Below are 17572 nucleotides of genomic sequence, written 5' to 3' on the forward strand. Positions count from 1 at the left end.
AATACTCGTTTGTACAGACTTTTATTAAAGTGGTCCCGTAATAAATAAATTATTTTTTCCGCATTCCTTCGCTTTATATAAAGCTTGGTCTGCTAAATCCATAAGCGACTCAAGAGTTATTGCATGATCAGGATAGTAAGCAATCCCAATAGATGCAGTAGGTGCAAAAAAATACTGTTCTATAGTCCAGCCATTTTTCAATTCATTGCGGATACGGTTTATAATGTGCATTATCTGGACTTGTCTCTCTTCTTGGTTTCGGGTTAACCCCGTTAAAATAATGATAAACTCATCTCCGCCCATTCGGATCACTAAATCATGACTACGTACAGATGATATAAGCACATTACCGAAATTGCGGATAAAATCATCCCCCATATCATGCCCATATCGATCATTCACATCTTTAAAATCATCTCCATCGATATACAGCATGGCGATACAAGTGTCTTTTGCTTGTGCATCTGACAGTATCTTCGGGAATTCTTTCAATAAAAACCTTCGATTTGGTAGCTGTGTTAGACTATCGTGATAGGCTAAATAGAGTAAATCATTTTCTCGTTCTTTTCGATGAGTAATTTCACGTGAAACCATAATTATTTGGGAAATCGTTGCACGTTCTGTATCATGAACGACCGTCACATTTCCTTCGGTCCACACTGGGGTACCATCTTTTGACTTTAGTAAAAGCTCAAACTGTGTATCCGACTTCGCTGTAAAATCATTTAAAAATGCTTGCCAGGCAGGCTTACTTTGCTCGTCAATTATACTATTGTAAAACTGTCCCTGTAATTCAACAATCTCATACCCTAAATACATCCTATAGGACGGTGAGGCATAAATAATAATGCCATCCTCATTGATAATAACAATTAAATCATTTGTATTTTCTGTAATTAATCGGAAAGTACGCTCAATATTTTTTAATTCCGTTAACATTCTTTTCTTGTCCGTAATATCATAGTTAATGGATAAATATTGTTCCACTTTGCCAAATTCATTTTTCAATGGCACAATGGCTGCCTCTACCCAATAGTCTGCATGATATTTGGTGCGATAGCACAGCTCCCCTCGCCATACCTCCCCCAGAACAAGGGACTCGTTAATCGTTTGAAAAACTCCTTTTTTATTATTACGTGGCTCGATAAGATTGTAAGGTTGCCCAATTAGCTCTTCAGCTGTAAATCCAGAAGCATTTAAAAATAAATCATTTACTTCTATAATCGTGCCTTCATTATCCAAAATAGCTATAGAAGTTGCAAAATTCAAGGCGGCCTTAAACACTTCGAGACCGTGGGTTTTTGAGCGTAACGCCGCCTTTTGCTCAGTAAATTGTGTGAAATCTTGCATGATAAGAAAAATAGCAAAGGAGTTATCACCTTGCATTACAGGTGACAACGATACTAAATACATGCGCTCCTTTTTATCCAATGTATGAAGCTTAATAAGCTTTTCACCAATATTTTCGCCCATCGCAGCCCTTTGTAAATAGTTTTGTATTTTTTCAATTTCTTCTTGAGGGATAATAGGTAAATTAATGAACGGCTGATGTTTCACCATATCATTATCTAAATTAAAATCTTCTATGAAGCTTGAATTTACTTCATATATAGCACCTTCTTCAGATAAGATAACTGTTGAAAAAAAAGCATGATCAAACATCGATCGCATAAATAAAAATTTATCTTCAATACTTCTGTCATATAATATTTCTTTTGTTATAGCTAAAATATAGTAATCTTCCCCGTCTTTAATAGGTCTGACAGAGGTCTCATATTTTCGAACTTCAGATTTAACATAGGCATAATCCACATAATCGATTTGTTGATGCTGTTCAATAGCTCGGTGATAATTTTCTTGAATAATGACAAAATTCCGACGAGAAGTAACAGCAGACAGCATTCTCCCAATGGCACTTGCAGATACCAGAACTTGGGCAGCCTGATTTAAGCGAACATATTGATAATCGTCTCCTACTTTTTTCATTAAATAGACGAAATCTTCTCCAATAAAAAGTTGATTGAAAAGCTTTTCGCTTAAAAGATATTCCATAATGTCACTCTCCATTATAAAGTCACATATATATAAATTCGTTATAAATGGGATATATTTATAACATAAAAATTACACTAATATTATATCATATTTAGAATCGTTTAACTTTCTTGAATTAAGAAAGATTCTATCCTTTTTGAGGAAAAATTTGATGATATTTTACTTAAATAACGGGAAAACAATACTAATGTAATGCCAATTTCGCCATTTTGATGTAAAATAAGACTATAAAAGACTTTTTATCCATATATAACATAAGAAAGAAAATGATACTCCCCTTCTATTATTCTGAATTAACTGACAATTAAACTTATTTTTTGTTTAAAAGAGCAATTTGATTGCACGAAGCAGTAGACTTGTTATATTATATCAATAAAACTAGCCATTTTTCGGTATGGTCGCAAAATCAGTAAGACAGCGGGAGATTATGGATATCATAGTTATAACGTCTAGTTCTTTGGGTTTTTAATTCCAGTACGAATTTTAGTTTTATTCTTTATGCTTTAACGGAATTGTTTTAACTACCCTTGTAAAGGAGGCGTTTCGTATGCTTAAACATCGAGACCTACATGAATGTACAGAGCTTTATGAGCTATTATCGCATCCATCTGTTTTTCCCTTCGTCCGTCAAAAAGCCAAATCGGCGGATGAATACTGGTTTATGACCAAGCAACTAATCGAAGAAGAAGCGAGAGGGCTCGCTATCTCAAGGACAATTACCGACGATTGGGGGCAACCAATCGGCACCATTAGCATTCATGATGTTGAGGACGGTGCAGGCTTCCTCGGAACGTGGATAGGACTCCCTTATCAAGGGCAAGGTTATAACCAAAAGGCAAAAATGCTTTTTTTGAATGAATTATTTTTTGATTATAATTTCAATACGGTTTTCCTTCGTATTCGAGTTGAAAATTTAAAATCACAACGTGCCGCATTAAAGTTACCTTATGTAGTATGTGCAAATGATAGTCACCCTACATTATTAGCACAAGTTAATAGAGGAGAGGCACAATTTGATTTATATAAAATCCCTCGCGATTTGTTCTATCTGACAACTGCCAATCAAACACAAGAGGGCGAAGAACAAGCAATGTAATAGTAACAATAAAAAGCAATGTGTACTGTTAGGATAAACAGTACACATTGCTTTTATTTTTTATATTGTAATATTAACTTCGCCATTTCATCTGGCGTTTTCGGTTTTTGTGTTTTTTCCATCGTCGCAATCATTTCCACTTTTCGCTCTGTTAATGTATAGACCGATTTCATAAACGATTCCTTTGTTAATTCTTCTTCTTGTAATACTTCAGCATATCCTTGTTTTTTAAATAAGTTCGCATTTAAAATTTGATCGCCACGACTTTTTTGTGCAGAAAGAGGGATTAATAACATTGGTTTATGAAGTGCTAAAAATTCAAAAATAGAGTTTGACCCTGCACGCGTAACGACAAAATCTGCTGCATGCAGTAAATCAGGTAATTCAGTTGTTACATAGTCATATTGTTTGTAGCCAGGCATTGCCTCCAAGCTTTCATCTTTATTCCCTTTTCCACATAAATGAATAACTTGGAACGTTTGCAATAGTTCAGGGAGATTTTGGCGTAATGCATCATTTAATACAACTGAGCCAAGGCTTCCTCCCATAACTAAAAGAACAGGTTTAGCTGCTGTAAAACCACAAAAAGAAAGACCCTTTGCTTTGTTACCGTTAAATAATTCTTCGCGAATAATAGAACCAGTACATGTTGCCTTTTCCTTTGGTAAATGCTGTAGCGTTTCTTCAAAAATAGTGAAGATATGAGATGCAAATGGAAGGGCAATTTTATTTGCCAAGCCAGGCGTTACATCTGATTCATGTATAACAACGGGTACGCCAGCCAATTTCGCTGCCATCACAACAGGGACAGAGACAAATCCACCTTTTGAAAAGATGACATCTGGCTTCACTTTTTTTATAATACTAAACGCTTGCATAATACCAGCAAGCACTTTAAATGGATCTGTAAAGTTTTTCATAGAGAAATAACGACGCAACTTCCCACTTGCTATCCCATAAAAAGGGACTTTAGGAAATGCCTCGCCGATTAATTCTTTTTCAATACCTTGCTCTGAACCAATATAGTGGACATCATAACCTAGTTCAAGTAAAGAAGGTAATATCGCTTGGTTAAGTGATACATGGCCTGCTGTCCCACCACCGGTTAAAATGATTGTTAGTTGTTTCACGTAAATTCTCCTATTCCTTAAAAGCCATTGTAGCCAAACGCTACTTTTTGTTTACAGTCTTTTATTTTACTATATGCGAAAGAAAAGATATAGATGAAGCTTTTAATTTTTCAGTCATATTTTGTCTACTCTATGCTATACTAATTCATTATGCTTATAAAGGAAGTTACTCATTATGGATAAAACTACAACGTTAAAACAGAAGTATGCTTTAATTTTAAAAATCATTTTGCCAATTTTAGTCACCCAAGTAGCAATTTATCTTATTTCATTTTTCGACATTTTAATGTCTAGCCGCTACGGAACAGCCGATTTAGCTGGGGTTTCGATAGGTTCGTCCATTTGGATGCCCATTTATACGGGACTTTCTGGCATTTTATTAGCGATAACACCGATCGTGTCCCAGCTAGTTGGAGCTAAAAAAGAACATGCTGCGAAAAAGGCTGTTCAGCAAGGCTTATATGTTGCCCTTGTCCTTTCTGCCTTAATATTTATTTTATTATTTGTCGGACTTGATTGGATACTTGGAAATATGCAACTAGAAGAAGCAGTACATAACATTGCCAAATCCTATATTCACGCTATGTGCGTTGGACTTATTCCACTTTTTTTATTTTTTGTCCTACGTTGCTTTATCGATGCGTTAGGTCAAACACGGGTAACAATGATTATTACGCTACTAGCAACACCTATTAACATTTTACTAAATTATATATTCATTTTCGGCAAGTTTGGTGCGCCAGAGCTTGGCGGTGTGGGCGCAGGTGTCGCTACAGCTATTACCTACTGGTTAATGTTCTTTATCACCGTTTGGATCATTGCGAAACGAGTGCCTTTTGAACACTTTAATATATTCCGAGAATGGCCAAAGCTGGAATGGTTAAGCTGGAAAGAGATATTAGTTATTGGTGTACCAATTGGCATTTCCCTATTCGCGGAAACAAGTATATTTTCTGCCGTAACGATGATGATGAGTAGCTTTAGTACAGAAATCATAGCAGCACATCAAATTGCTATAAACTTTACATCGTTGTTATACATGGTTCCCCTAAGTATTTCAATGGGTGTTACGATATTAGTAGGTTTTGAAATTGGTGCGGGTCGACTCCGTGATGCAAAAATTTATAGTTATTTATGTGTCGGGACAGCCATTGTATTTAGCTTTTTTTCAGCTTGTATTCTGTACTTACTACGCGAACAAATCGCAACAATGTATTCAACGGATCAGTTAGTATTAAAATATGCGCAACAATTTTTAGTGTATGCTGCCATTTTCCAACTGTCAGATTCTATTCAGGCTCCAGTGCAAGGCGCTTTAAGAGGATACAAGGATGTAACTATCACATTCATTATGGCGATTATTTCCTATTGGATTATCGGATTGCCTACAGGATATTTACTAGCTAACTATACCGATTTCGGGCCAGTTGGTTATTGGCTTGGACTTGTAGCTGGTCTATCTGCTGGTGCAATTACACTATTAATTCGCTTACTGCTCGTACAAAAAAGATTCGTTTTACGATAAAAACAACGCAAAAATGTTGAATATGGGCATTTTTGCGTTGTTTTCTGTATTTAAAGACTAAAACCATTACTATCGGAGAATGCCAGTACGAATAATCGAAACTTTCACTTTCGGTTCTAATGTTAGTGAAGCAAATTGCTCGTGCCAGTCATCCTTAAACATTTTTGGGTGATAGGCACGAATGTATCGCCCTATCCCTAACGTATCTGACTTCTGTTCTTGAAGTATTTGAAGCACTTCCTCAAAGTCAGCTTGAATTCTTTGTTGAAAATTTTCCTCTAGCGTTTTTAATATGTCCTTCTTATACAAATGATCTTGTGAAAACTCATCAATTTCTAAATCGATTTTATAGTCCATCGTTATTTTTTTCATGTCTTCGTAGATAGTCCACTTTCTCTTTAAATGAATGACCTCTGAAGTGACGGGTATGTCCTTATCATTTAAATTCATCATATATTCAATTCGTGCATGTTGACTTGCTTCATCCATTAATAAAAGCATACTTAATGATTGTTTAGGATTTAATATTTTCCCAGTAAATAACTGGCCAGAAAACAATGCAACCCCAGCTGCATCTGCTATATTTTTTTCTTTATTCATTTTTATATAGGGAATTGAAATATCGATTGCATCATCAAACAGCGTCGAGCCAATCATTTGTAAATCAAGTTTGGGGTATATTGTATTTTTTTCAGTACTTTCAATAAAGCGCTGATAGTACCCTCCTGCATTGTCTGTTACTTCCTTAGTTAACTCAATAAAAGGCTTTACATCCCCTTCCGTCAACGCAACTTTAATAGATATTGGATTTTGAGGATCACGAAAATAAATATCTAAAATGTCATAAAGAGGTTCCTTTACAGTATCACTTGAAATAAGTAGTGTCGCTAGTTCAGACAAATCTAATGTTTGTTCCACTTTCATGTCAGCTTTATTTCGGATATCACGTGGAGAAATACCTTCTGCTTCTATCACCATTATTTTACTTTTATTATCAATTAACTTAGGGTAGGCGTAATATCCTTTATATTCCCCTACTTTCCCTTCAACTCCAACGAGTGACACAACTGACGAGTTTTTATATAAACGCTCATCCCAACAACCAGCAAGGAATACAATCAACAGTAGTATTATCCCTTTTCGATACACTCTTTCCCCCTCCATTTATTCCAAAAAATAATGAGTATAGGCAATAGAAAGGTAAAAATTAAAAATATATAATGGAAAGAACTTTTCATCAATTCAATCACTCTAAATTTCACCAAAAAAAGTGGGACTATCGCTAGCAACACATGATAAATCATAATTTGTAACTTAGGTCGTTTTCTTTCTTTTACAAAATGAATGATTCTAAAGGTGAAATTTACAATCATTACAGTAACGATTGACCAAGATAACCAAATATACACAAAGAAAATATCAAGTCGCTTCACAAAAGTCACTTCTTGTGATTTTAAAATATAAATGATCGGCTCTGGTACTAGTTTGATTTCCTCGATAGTAAAAAACATGAGTGAAAAAAGCACTGAGATAAAATAAAATACAAAAATTACAAGCTGATATAGGAATATCGGCTTGCCCTTCAATGTTAACTCCCTTTGTAAAAAGGGGCGAAATATTAAAAACATTTCTGCGCCCATAAATGCAAATGCACCATGAATAAAGCCCTGAATGATTTGTTTTTTATTAGTAAAATCAAGCGGAAACAAGTTTGTCCAAGTGAGATCTGGTACCGCTAGCATTAAAAAAATAATAAAAATAAATACGAGTGGAATAAGCATAACACCGATATTAATAACTGTTTCTGGTCGACTTAAATTAGCATATAACGATAGTGCTACTATAAAAAAGATAACAATCCATTCGGGTGTTTGAGGTAAAACCCATGATGCTAATACAAACTCCATATAGGCTATAAATGACGCGATCATTAGAAACCAGTAAATTTTATATACCCATTGAAAAAATGTATTTAAATAAAAATATTTATAATAACGTTCGAAAAATATTAATAAAAAATAATGCCATATTGCTGCAACGATGAAGAGCACCCATGCCATATTTTCACTTTCGCTTATTAAAGGTGTTTGAAAGGATATATAAATAAACCCTGTTTCAATAAAAAATAATAGTAAAAAAAATTGTCCTTTAGATAGGGAAAAATTCAAGGTGTATCACCATTCTTTACACTGTTATCTTTCGGTGGACTAAAAGTTGTGACTTGGACAGTTGGTTTAAAATACGGTCCTCGTACAAAAACTTTGTATATTTCCTTTGGCTGAAATGGCACAATTGGTGCAAAGTATGGTTGTTTTAATGAACTTAAATTAATTAAATGAATCAATAGGACAACAACGCCAATGACAATACCGAAAAATCCAAATAAAGAGGCGAGCAGCATAAATGGAAATCGAAGCATACGAATTGATGTATTTAGCTCTACCGAAGGCACGACATAGCTTGAAATTGCGGTTAAAGCGACCACTATTACCATTAAATTTGAGACTAAGCCAGCACTTACAATCGCATCCCCTATTACTAATCCTCCAACGATGCCTATCGTCTGACCTACTGATTGTGGCAATCGTATACTGGATTCTCGAATGAGTTCCATAATAATCTCTAAAATAAGTGCCTCTATTAACGGTCGATACGGTATTTCATTTACATCATTCTTTACTTGATTACTCAACTCTAAAGGAAGCACTTCAAAGTGAAAACTGATAATAGCAATATAAAAGGCTGGTAAGAAAACAGCTGCAATAAATGACACCAACCGAACTATCCGATAAAAGGAACCAACTAACACTCGACCATTATAATCATCAGGCGATTGATAAAAAGAAAAAAATGTTACAGGTGCTATTAAGGCTGTCGGGGAAATATTCGTTAACAATACAACTTTACCTTCTACTAAATTAGCCATCACGCGATCAGGTCTCTCCGTATTTAGCAATTGAGGAAAAGGTGACCAAACAGAATCCTCTAACTCATCACTTAATTGACCAACACTATAAAAATAATCAATATTAATGGCGTCAATCCGTTTTTCAATCTCATCCAAAGTTTCAGGCTTTATGACCCCATCTATATATAAGTAATACGCTTTCGTATTTGTCTCTTTACCGATTGAAAAAGATTTAACTACTAGCGCTGGATTATGAATTCGTTTCCGTAATAATGCCAGATTTGTTTCGAGGCTCTCGACAAGCCCCTCATGTGAACCACGAAGAACATGCTCATTATTTGGCTCGTCAGGGTTTCGTTGTACTTGGTTCACAACAGTAAGAGAAAGCATTTCACCAGTTTCAGGTATTACGATTAGTGTTTCTCCATTACAAATGTGCTCAATCGCTAGTGGTAGAGAAAATGGCTCAAGTGTAGTGATTAACGTTTCACTCCAAAAGGGCTTGTTTGTATCTAACCGAGCATAAATCGTATCGAGTACTCTTTGCACTTCTTTTGCATCTACGAGCGAGGTATAAAAGCATAAAATAGCAGACGTTCCTTCTCGCCAATCTACTTGTCTCACTGTAAAATCAGATGAATGATTAAATGCTTTTTGTAGGCTTTTCATCATTAATTCCACTTTATCCATAAAACGCCTCCTATACTTGGAAGTATAGGCAAAAAAGGCTTTTCTCAAACGGCTATGTCACGAATGTCCCGTTTTCTTTCCTGTGCAAAATAAAAAGACGCCCAAATAAGTCTCAGACTTATTGGACATCCTAATTATTTTTGTATTGTTTCTATGAAACATTCAACTTATTATTTTTGAATAAACTGTTGAGTCCAGTAGTTACCAGACTTCACATAACCAACACCAATATGCGTGTAATTCGCATTTAAAATATTCGCACGGTGTCCTGGTGAATCCATCCAAGCTTGTACTACCTCTTGTGGTGTACGTTGACCTTGAGCGATATTTTCACCTGCACTCTTATAAGTAATACCTAAAGCTTTCATACGATCAAATGGTGAACCAAAAGTTGGACTAGTATGTGAGAAATATTGTTTTGATTGCATATCTTGAGATTTTTCTCGAGCAGCAGCCATTAATTTATCATCTGTTTGTAATGCTTTTAAACCAGCTTTAGTACGCTCAGCATTCGTTAATTTTACTACCTCTTGTTCAAAAGCATTCACATCCGAAGTAGTTGTCGTCGGTGTAGAAGTAGTCGGTGGTGTCGTTGTTGTATTATTTTGTTGATTTTGTTGATTTGTTTGTTGATTATTTTGTTGATTAGTATTAGTTTGAGTATCTTTAGATGGTGTTGTCGTATGTGGTTTAGTTATAACCCACTTGTGATTTGACCAATTATTATTATAGTAAACTTTACAGTTTGTTGTTTGATTTGCTGAGTTCCCCTCTGTAGTATTAGAAGCAGCAGAAGCCAACTGAATTGGAGCTGCTAAAAGAAATGTTGCACAAATTGCAGTAAGTGTTTTTTTCATTTTGCAATCTCTCCTCTCTGCAACCTATCGTAAAGTACGATTCTATTAAAAATCTTCCCAACATCTGCTAGCTTCTCCAATAGAAAAGTAGTTTCCGTGAAACAGGGGTTTTTTTGTTATAAATTTTAGCAAGTTTCACCATGCTATGAAATACTTACGTTTTATATAGGGTTGACAATACTTAAAATGAAGCTATTTATAGACTTTGAGTTTTATTAAAAAGGTCATTTTATGACAGTAGCAGGCCTTTAAAGAATTACTATAATTTTATAACACCCGAATAAAATTTAAAAAATCTGCCCGCTCCTGCTAGAAAGCTTGTCGCTTTCTAGTAAGAACACACGCAGAAATACTCATAAAACCTATTATTAGCTTAATCTAATCCATACCAATAACATTGACACTTCCAATATTTTCACCTATTAAAACAAGTTTTGCTGGCATTTTAATGTATTCTGGAAGCCATTGCACCATTCCATAGGCATATTGAAACAGCATTGGATTTTTAATACCTTCGATTGGAACATATCCTTTCATCCGATAAACCGTATCTGGTAATGTCCGTACCCAATCCTCAAATTGCTCCTGTGTAAAGTGAACACCGTCGAATTCCACTAAACGGGAGCCTAAATGCATTGATGAAATCGTTGCTGTCGTAATATTTTGTTTATCAGTTTGTGCTGTAGCCTTTAAGCTTTCAAGTAAATGTAATGGCACACGTCCATTTGTAGTTTGCAATATAAAAGCATGTGGATTAAAACCTTGTAGCTCATAAACTACCTTGGCTTGCTCCGCTTCACTTAGTAAATCCGTTTTGTTCGCCAGTAATAAATGTGCGTGGCGAATTTGTTCCATAAACAACGTACGAACTTGTGGCGTAAGTGTCTCACGATTTAACCATAGCTTCGAGTCTGCAACCGTAACAATCCCTTTAACATTTAACTGCTCGGCGAAAATGGGAGAATAGACGGCATCCAATGCTTCTACAGGATGAGCAGCTCCAGTAGTTTCGATAATAAGGACATCAAATTCACTATCTAATAGTAGAGATTGTATTTGAGCCTCTGTTTTTTCGGCACCTGAACAACAAATACAGCCTTCTAGCATCTCTTTTAGAGGAACATCCTCCTCCACTGCTTGTGAGTCAAAAGGAAGCTTTCCAAGCTCATTCATAATAACAGCTGGCTTTAACCCCTTTTCTTTTAGTTGTCGAATTACGTCTGTCAGCATAGAAGTCTTGCCGCTTCCTAGAAAACCACTAAATAAGTATACGTCCTTCACAAATATTCCTCCTATAAAAAAAGCCATCGCATTGGCCGTACGAGACGACTTCTGCGACAGCTACAGTGTTAGTTTGTTTTTTTCTCAGTTTGTTCTTTTGCATCAGAAATAAGTTCTTTTGCTTTTAAAAGTTGAGGGTCATCTGATTTCATTTTTGCACGTAATGCATCCATTAATGCGTAAGTAGTTTCATTCGTCAAAATGCCTGATTCTTCAAGTTTATTATCAGCTTGCAGTTTTTTCACTGCTTGTTCTGTATACTTATCAAAAATACCGTCGGCTTTACCAGGCTCATATCCTAGCACCTCTAGCATTTCTTCAGCCACTTTTATGGAGTCTGATTGCATGCCATCTTTCATTTCAATTGTTGGATCGATAATTGGTAAAGAAGCATAAGCAGGATAAGCTACTTTTACATCTGGTTCAATACCTTTTTCATTAATCCAGTTACCGTTTGGTGTTAACCATTTACCAGTAGTGAATTTTAAATTAGAACCATCTTTTAATGGTGTAACATTTTGGACTGTCCCTTTACCGAAAGAAGTTTCTCCAACAATTTTCGCACCAACCGACTCTTTTAAAGCGGCAGCTAAAATTTCTGATGCTGAAGCACTTCCATTATCAACTAATACAGTGACAGGTAAATTGTATTTTTTCCCTGATGCAGCATTTGTAATTTCAGGCTCTTCGTCTTTTTGTTGCACTTGTACAATCGCCTTGCCTTCTGGCACAAATAAATTCGAAATTTCTACTGCTGCATTTAAATAACCACCAGGATTTTGGCGTAAATCAAGGACAATCCCTTTCATGCCTTTTCCTTCGTATTCAGCAAGTATTTTTTCTAGCTCTGCTGCTGTTTGTTCACTAAACGATGTGATTTGAATATGTGCAATATTTCCATCTAGCATCTCACCATAAACCGTTTCAACAGGAATATCGTCCCGTACAATCGTCATTTGAATTGGCTCAGCATTTTCTCCACGTTTCACTGTTAGTTTAACAGGTGTACCCTTTTCACCACGGATTAGAGCAACTGCTTCAGAAGCGCTAAATCCTTGAATACTTTTGCCGTCAACAGTTAAAATTATATCTTTTGGTAATAGTCCTGCTTTTTCAGCAGGTGAATTTTTAATAGGTGACACAACAGTAATGAAACCATTACGTTCTTGAATTTCAGCGCCGATTCCCTGGAAGCTTGAAGATAATCCAGAGTTAAACTGTTCTGCTTCATCTTTCACCATGAAATCAGAATACGGATCTTCTAATGCATCAAACATGCCGTTAATAGCACCATCCACTACTTTTTCATCATCAATATCTTTGTAGTATTTGTCTTTTAGCATATCAAATGCTTCGTATAATTTTGTAAATTCCGCACGTTCTATCGGAACTTTTACTTCTACTACTTTCTTTTCACCGAATGTTAACGCAAAAATTGTTAAGCCTGCGGTAATTAAGATTGTAAAGAACATCAGCATAATAAATTTAAACGGTTTCATCTGAATAAATTGTCCCGCTGGTTTTACCTCTACTTGCTGTGTTTGCTCTTGTTGTTCTAAACCATCTTTTTTCTGTTCATCCATCTTGATTGTCACCACTCTCATATACACTAACTTGTTGTCACACTATTACCATCTTAACAGGTTATAGAGAAGACGAAAAGAAAAAGCGTGTCAAAATTTCATGACAACCCTTGTCCCTCTATTAACTTCATAAAATTGCACATTAATAAGGTACTTTTTCCTAGACCATTTTCTATAAATAGCATAGTGTCTTTAAAATACTACCTATTTTACAATTTATAAATAAAAAGTGCCTCAGATACCTTACTGAGGCACGTGAATGCTCTTAGCTGCTAAGTTTATGGAATATAATAGTACTGCTTTTCTATTTTACTCATTTCCTATTTGCAGTCAACTAAAATACTCATAGATTTTGTATTATACTGATTACGCTTCCACAATATATGTTACTTGTGCTAATTTAGCCGTTTTTATTTTTATTTCTGCACTTTTGGCAGCAGTTAACCCTGTGAAGGTACCTGTTTTTACACGATATTGCGCACCATCCTGCTCAATATAAGCAACCCAGCCAAAACGTTTCTTCATTACATCTACTACGCTGACGGCGGCATTTCGTGTGCTATATGTTCCAGTAATAATACGGTATTTCATTGATTCGGTTGGTGGTTTTTCGGGCTGTGGCGTTTCAATAGTTGTAATCATTTTCAAAAAATTAGTCCAGGAAACTTTCCCTGCACGTATATTTCTTGGACAGTTTTTGCCACTAAAATAATGATGCTGCACGACATTTTGGATTGAAATATGTTCATCTTTCATTATTTTTGCTATTAAAGCTGCTGCATTTTCGACAGCTTTATTAAAATCGCCATCACTATTAACACATATTTCAACCTGAATTCCTTGCGTATTTCCTATATAAGTTCCCGCTCCCCAGCATTCCCAATAGTGTTCAAAAGATTGTACTGCCTCATGATCATCTACTTGCCAGTGCCAACTTGCCGCACGACTATTACCATTAAATTGTAGACGAGCATGCGCATCCGCATCCGCTCCTACGCTTGTATTATCTGTTTCATGGACAACGATATATTTTTTTGCATTGTTTTTCCCATTTGTAATTTTGGCAGCTTGGTTTGCAGGTACTAATTTTTGTCTTATTGATACCACGCAATTACCCCCTTCCTAATTAAATGGCGTTTCAATTTCCTTTTGTTTTTCATTAGAAAACCGACTACTTAAACTGTAATCGGTCTACATAACGAGCAATAGTGTTCAACTAACTGATCTTTGTCTCGTCACTTGTGCATCCAAGTTATTCTTATAGTATGTTGTAATGCAAAATTCATTTGTGTTTTTATATACACTCTATTACGTAAAAAACTCATAATACTATTGCATAGACTAATTGAGCGAAATTCTTTCTGCTCTATTTACTCACTACGTTTTATTTCCTACAGTACCCTTTTAGAATTTCCAAATCGTTTATGTTTCTCTGACCTCTTTTTTTACATGATATACCCTTTCTACACAAAATCGCCAATTTAAATATGAACTTGCTTTGTGGGAATAAAAAATTGCGTGGCTACTCAAAAAGCCTCTTTTTTAATACAACTACTTACTTAACTTCAACTAGATGTATCGGGAGAGGACAACGTAGAAATTCTATCAATTTGGCAAGGAGAGAAAATGATGCTCATTCAATTTCTACGTTAAATTCGAATAGACTTGACAATTGCGGACATAGCCCTTTAGAAGAGCATGATAATAGCAGTATTAGTTTTTTAGAGAACCTAAACGATAAAGCGATTATAAAAGGCAATACTTTCCCTACCAATTATCTTCCAAATAACACTTTGATGTGTTACAATTTTTGTAAAACTTTTGATAACAAAGCGAGGTGAACTTGGCATGTCCTATTTGAACGAATTACAATACTACCTAGACAGTAGTTCAATCGGTATTATAGTAGAACTTTTATTAGTTACTTCTTGTATAGCGACGATTATTTTTATTGCAACGAAAAATCAATATATCTCCTATTTATCATCTGCACCTATATTTTATTTCATATCAAAATGGTTCTTTCATAATACACATTTAATTTTTATCGTACTTGCGATGACTGTACAAGCACTCATTATTTTAAGTATCCAAAAGAAACAAAATAGTAATGAAGAAGCTTTAAAAAGCGAAACAGTAAAACAATAATATACTTTTTAGACTGGACTTGCGTTTAGGACTGATTTCCCTAGAAGTAAGTCCAGTTTTGTCATACTGAAAGGAGAATACTTATAATGAGCAGAACAGTGACATTTACGATGGATACGAAATATGAAGAAAGGATCCTAGAGACATTTACATTTGAACAATTGGGAATAGACGAAAAGATGAATAACGTAGAAACGAAAATGGCGATAGATAAAATCTTTGAATCGTGGGTCTGTACCAAACTCAATATTTCTTACAGTATTGTTTACGATGGAGAGTAATTGAATCGAAGACGGTTTCTTATACATATCTATTAAGTATGTTGTGGTAGTGTGTAGATGTCACGACAATTAACAACTTATACTCAACCATAATCAGCTTAGTGTATCCCCCTGTTCATGGATACACTGACCTTACTTTCAAAGCATTGGGGGGAGTTAGATGCTTGTGAAGATAGTGAATGCCATTATAGGTATCTTGATTACTTCTATTGGATCACTTTTTATGAATATTACAGTTTTTAATGAACCATTTAAAACAATTACTTATAAAGGTTTTGGTTTTTTAATTATGGTAGCAGGATTATATTATCTTGTAAAAATCGCAAAAATTTAAAAGTAGTAAACTATGCAGAGGTGTTTGTATGAAGAGATTTGACATGTCGTTTAAAAATAAAGCCGTGAGGGTTTGGTTTTATACGGTTTTCCCAGCAATCTTAATCGCAATAGTCCTTTATATTATTTTGCCTTATGAACATAACCGCTATGCTTCGTTAGGTCTTTCAACTGTTACTATCTTGTATTTTATTTGGTTCACGATTTATTCTAAAAGAAAGCTTAAGTAATGGGCTAAGCTAACACGCTCAAAAATGTATTCAAAGTGGTGTACATTCAGTTATAATGGCATTGAATCGGAGGTATTAGTTATGACACAAATTGATGAACAATTTATTAAAATAGCTATTAAAATGGCTTTAAATGCTAGAGAAGCTGGCAATGAACCATTTGGCGCTATTTTAGTAAAAAACGATGAAATTGTCATGTATGGTGAAAATAAAATTAATAGTTTTTGCGACCCAACACATCATGCTGAAATCGGCCTAATTAGGACGTTCTGCTCTGAAAATAACATTTTCGACTTGAGCGATTATACTTTATATACGAGCTGTGAGCCTTGTGTCATGTGTACAGGTGCGATGGTCTGGTCTAAATTAGGGAAAATCGTGTACAGTGTATCGCATGATCAATTAGCCAAAATTGCAGGTAGCAATATTATGATTTCAAGTAAAGAAGTAATTGATAAAAGTCCGCATAAACCAATTTTAGTTGAGCAAGTATTAAACGCTGAAGGCTTAAAGGTTTTTGAAGGCTACTCATTTAGCCATTGCCATTAATGTTTTCTCAATAGCAAGGAAAATACTGCGTTCATTAGCGATAAACAATAACTTCTCGCATCCTTTAAATAAAGAAGTTATTGTTTATTTTTTTGCTCTAATTTTTCAACTAATTCTTCAAAGTCATGAATTGCATCTTGCACATCCAATCGTTTAGCTAATGCAATACCCTTTTGGATAGAATGATATGCGGTATGAAGTGAAGTAAATGCTTTGGCAAACGAAAAAGACCGCCATTTGCAGTCTTAACAAGTTAACAATTCTTTTGCTTATTATTGTTCATAATCTATTGTATTGGCTATTTGAAGAAGGATTTCAGGCGTTACTTTATCAGCTACATCTTTATCGATACTAAACACATATTGCCAATCATCTCTTTCGATAACTAACAAATTAAAGCCAATTTTTGGACTATCTATAAAAAGTGCATCCACACCATTTTTTAACTTATAAATTTTTGACATATACTTATCAAATTTTATTTTTTGCTCAATCGGCCGAACATCAATTTTATAATGGTTTTGCGGAAATTCCTCACTTAGCATCATTACCTCTAAATGATTATTAGAATTAAACCTTCCGAACTGATGTGTAAAGCTTATTGGAGGTATTCTAAGTGGCAGCTTAAGGTCTTGATTAAAATGTTGCTCAAATTCTTTTATGGCAGCTTCTATTGTTTTATATCCGATTTGTGGGAGAAATTCCTCTAAAGGTTGGGGACGATCATTCGATATTGCTTTTACTGTTTCATTCATTGTTCCATATAGTAAAGCGCTTATAAATAACAATGTAAGCAATTTATTTTTCTTCAATTGTATCGCTCCTAAATTATCTTTAGGTATATTTTCTCCGAAAAACTTTTCATTATCCTATCTTCCTTTATCGTTACTGTGAAATGAATATATT

General features: G+C 34.9%; 16 protein-coding genes. 6 read left to right on the top strand and 10 right to left on the bottom strand.

The annotated features are described in order from the left end of the window. Positions 1-24 precede the first annotated feature (24 nt). Positions 25-2052 (bottom strand): diguanylate cyclase domain-containing protein, encoded by a 2028-nt coding sequence (locus FH508_RS12030; protein WP_172771551.1) that lies wholly within the window; start codon positions 2050-2052, stop codon positions 25-27. A 550-nt stretch (positions 2053-2602) separates the two neighbouring features. Here FH508_RS12030 and FH508_RS12035 point away from each other — a divergent pair. Then, positions 2603-3151 (top strand): GNAT family N-acetyltransferase, encoded by a 549-nt coding sequence (locus FH508_RS12035; protein ID WP_172771552.1) that lies wholly within the window; start codon positions 2603-2605, stop codon positions 3149-3151. A 53-nt stretch (positions 3152-3204) separates the two neighbouring features. Here the strand turns inward: FH508_RS12035 and FH508_RS12040 are convergent, their stop codons facing one another. Then, the gene (locus FH508_RS12040) at positions 3205-4281 is read right to left on the bottom strand and encodes an undecaprenyldiphospho-muramoylpentapeptide beta-N-acetylglucosaminyltransferase (RefSeq protein WP_172771553.1); all 1077 of its coding nucleotides are present in this window, start codon (positions 4279-4281) and stop codon (positions 3205-3207) included. Positions 4282-4456: 175 nt separating this feature from the next. On the opposite strand from FH508_RS12040, the gene FH508_RS12045 reads away from it, so the two are divergent. Further along, on the top strand, positions 4457-5806 hold the full coding sequence (locus FH508_RS12045) for an MATE family efflux transporter (RefSeq protein ID WP_172771554.1): 1350 nt from the start codon (positions 4457-4459) through the stop codon (positions 5804-5806). 69 nt (positions 5807-5875) lie between these two features. Here FH508_RS12045 and FH508_RS12050 read toward each other — a convergent pair whose 3' ends face one another. The 7 genes from FH508_RS12050 to FH508_RS12080 form a co-directional block, all read right to left on the bottom strand. Next, positions 5876-6955, bottom strand: coding sequence for a Ger(x)C family spore germination protein (locus tag FH508_RS12050; protein WP_172771555.1), 1080 nt, complete (start codon positions 6953-6955; stop codon positions 5876-5878). Further along, the gene (locus tag FH508_RS12055) at positions 6937-7974 is read right to left on the bottom strand and encodes a GerAB/ArcD/ProY family transporter (RefSeq protein WP_172771556.1); all 1038 of its coding nucleotides are present in this window, start codon (positions 7972-7974) and stop codon (positions 6937-6939) included. The genes FH508_RS12050 and FH508_RS12055 overlap by 19 nt, the downstream gene beginning before the upstream one ends. Further along, a complete protein-coding gene (locus tag FH508_RS12060) occupies positions 7971-9404 on the bottom strand; it encodes a spore germination protein (RefSeq protein WP_172771557.1) in 1434 nt (477 codons plus the stop codon). The genes FH508_RS12055 and FH508_RS12060 overlap by 4 nt, the downstream gene beginning before the upstream one ends. 170 nt (positions 9405-9574) lie before the next feature. Then, positions 9575-10261: a CAP domain-containing protein gene (locus FH508_RS12065; RefSeq protein ID WP_172771558.1), complete on the bottom strand. Its 687-nt coding sequence runs from the start codon at positions 10259-10261 to the stop codon at positions 9575-9577. Positions 10262-10639: 378 nt separating this feature from the next. Next, positions 10640-11542: a CobW family GTP-binding protein gene (locus FH508_RS12070; protein ID WP_172771559.1), complete on the bottom strand. Its 903-nt coding sequence runs from the start codon at positions 11540-11542 to the stop codon at positions 10640-10642. Positions 11543-11610: 68 nt separating this feature from the next. Then, positions 11611-13125 carry a lmo1851 family serine protease gene (locus tag FH508_RS12075; RefSeq protein WP_172771560.1) on the bottom strand — a complete coding sequence of 505 codons (1515 nt, stop codon included), beginning with the start codon at positions 13123-13125 and terminating at the stop codon, positions 11611-11613. 366 nt (positions 13126-13491) lie between these two features. Continuing rightward, positions 13492-14232: an N-acetylmuramoyl-L-alanine amidase gene (locus tag FH508_RS12080; protein WP_172771561.1), complete on the bottom strand. Its 741-nt coding sequence runs from the start codon at positions 14230-14232 to the stop codon at positions 13492-13494. A 741-nt stretch (positions 14233-14973) separates the two neighbouring features. Between FH508_RS12080 and FH508_RS12085 the strand changes: the two genes are divergently transcribed. The 4 genes from FH508_RS12085 to FH508_RS12100 all read left to right on the top strand — a co-directional run bounded on the left by FH508_RS12085 (position 14974) and on the right by FH508_RS12100 (position 16666). Continuing rightward, on the top strand, positions 14974-15273 hold the full coding sequence (locus FH508_RS12085) for a hypothetical protein (RefSeq protein WP_228134052.1): 300 nt from the start codon (positions 14974-14976) through the stop codon (positions 15271-15273). A gap of 86 nt (positions 15274-15359) precedes the next feature. Continuing rightward, on the top strand, positions 15360-15554 hold the full coding sequence (locus FH508_RS12090) for a hypothetical protein (RefSeq protein ID WP_172771563.1): 195 nt from the start codon (positions 15360-15362) through the stop codon (positions 15552-15554). A 160-nt stretch (positions 15555-15714) separates the two neighbouring features. Next, complete coding sequence (locus FH508_RS12095; RefSeq protein WP_172771564.1) at positions 15715-15888, top strand: hypothetical protein; 174 nt, start codon at positions 15715-15717, stop codon at positions 15886-15888. 310 nt (positions 15889-16198) lie between these two features. Then, positions 16199-16666: a nucleoside deaminase gene (locus tag FH508_RS12100; protein WP_172771565.1), complete on the top strand. Its 468-nt coding sequence runs from the start codon at positions 16199-16201 to the stop codon at positions 16664-16666. Between the two features lie 272 nt (positions 16667-16938). On the opposite strand, the gene FH508_RS12105 is transcribed toward FH508_RS12100, so the two are convergent. Next, positions 16939-17478: a hypothetical protein gene (locus tag FH508_RS12105; RefSeq protein ID WP_172771566.1), complete on the bottom strand. Its 540-nt coding sequence runs from the start codon at positions 17476-17478 to the stop codon at positions 16939-16941. Between the last annotated feature and the right edge of the window lie 94 nt (positions 17479-17572).

The organism is Lysinibacillus sp. CD3-6 (assembly GCF_006351725.2).
Taxonomy (GTDB): domain Bacteria; phylum Bacillota; class Bacilli; order Bacillales_A; family Planococcaceae; genus Lysinibacillus.

What these genes read in the sequence shown, in the direction of transcription:
- FH508_RS12030 (WP_172771551.1), bottom strand. Translation starts at nt 2,052, where the DNA reads ATGGAATATCTTTTAAGCGAAAAGCTTTTCAATCAACTTTTTATTGGA.
- FH508_RS12035 (WP_172771552.1), top strand. Translation starts at nt 2,603, where the DNA reads ATGCTTAAACATCGAGACCTACATGAATGTACAGAGCTTTATGAGCTA.
- FH508_RS12045 (WP_172771554.1), top strand. Translation starts at nt 4,457, where the DNA reads ATGGATAAAACTACAACGTTAAAACAGAAGTATGCTTTAATTTTAAAA.
- FH508_RS12060 (WP_172771557.1), bottom strand. Translation starts at nt 9,404, where the DNA reads ATGGATAAAGTGGAATTAATGATGAAAAGCCTACAAAAAGCATTTAAT.
- FH508_RS12065 (WP_172771558.1), bottom strand. Translation starts at nt 10,261, where the DNA reads ATGAAAAAAACACTTACTGCAATTTGTGCAACATTTCTTTTAGCAGCT.
- FH508_RS12075 (WP_172771560.1), bottom strand. Translation starts at nt 13,125, where the DNA reads ATGGATGAACAGAAAAAAGATGGTTTAGAACAACAAGAGCAAACACAG.
- FH508_RS12085 (WP_228134052.1), top strand. Translation starts at nt 14,974, where the DNA reads ATGTCCTATTTGAACGAATTACAATACTACCTAGACAGTAGTTCAATC.
- FH508_RS12090 (WP_172771563.1), top strand. Translation starts at nt 15,360, where the DNA reads ATGAGCAGAACAGTGACATTTACGATGGATACGAAATATGAAGAAAGG.
- FH508_RS12095 (WP_172771564.1), top strand. Translation starts at nt 15,715, where the DNA reads ATGCTTGTGAAGATAGTGAATGCCATTATAGGTATCTTGATTACTTCT.
- FH508_RS12100 (WP_172771565.1), top strand. Translation starts at nt 16,199, where the DNA reads ATGACACAAATTGATGAACAATTTATTAAAATAGCTATTAAAATGGCT.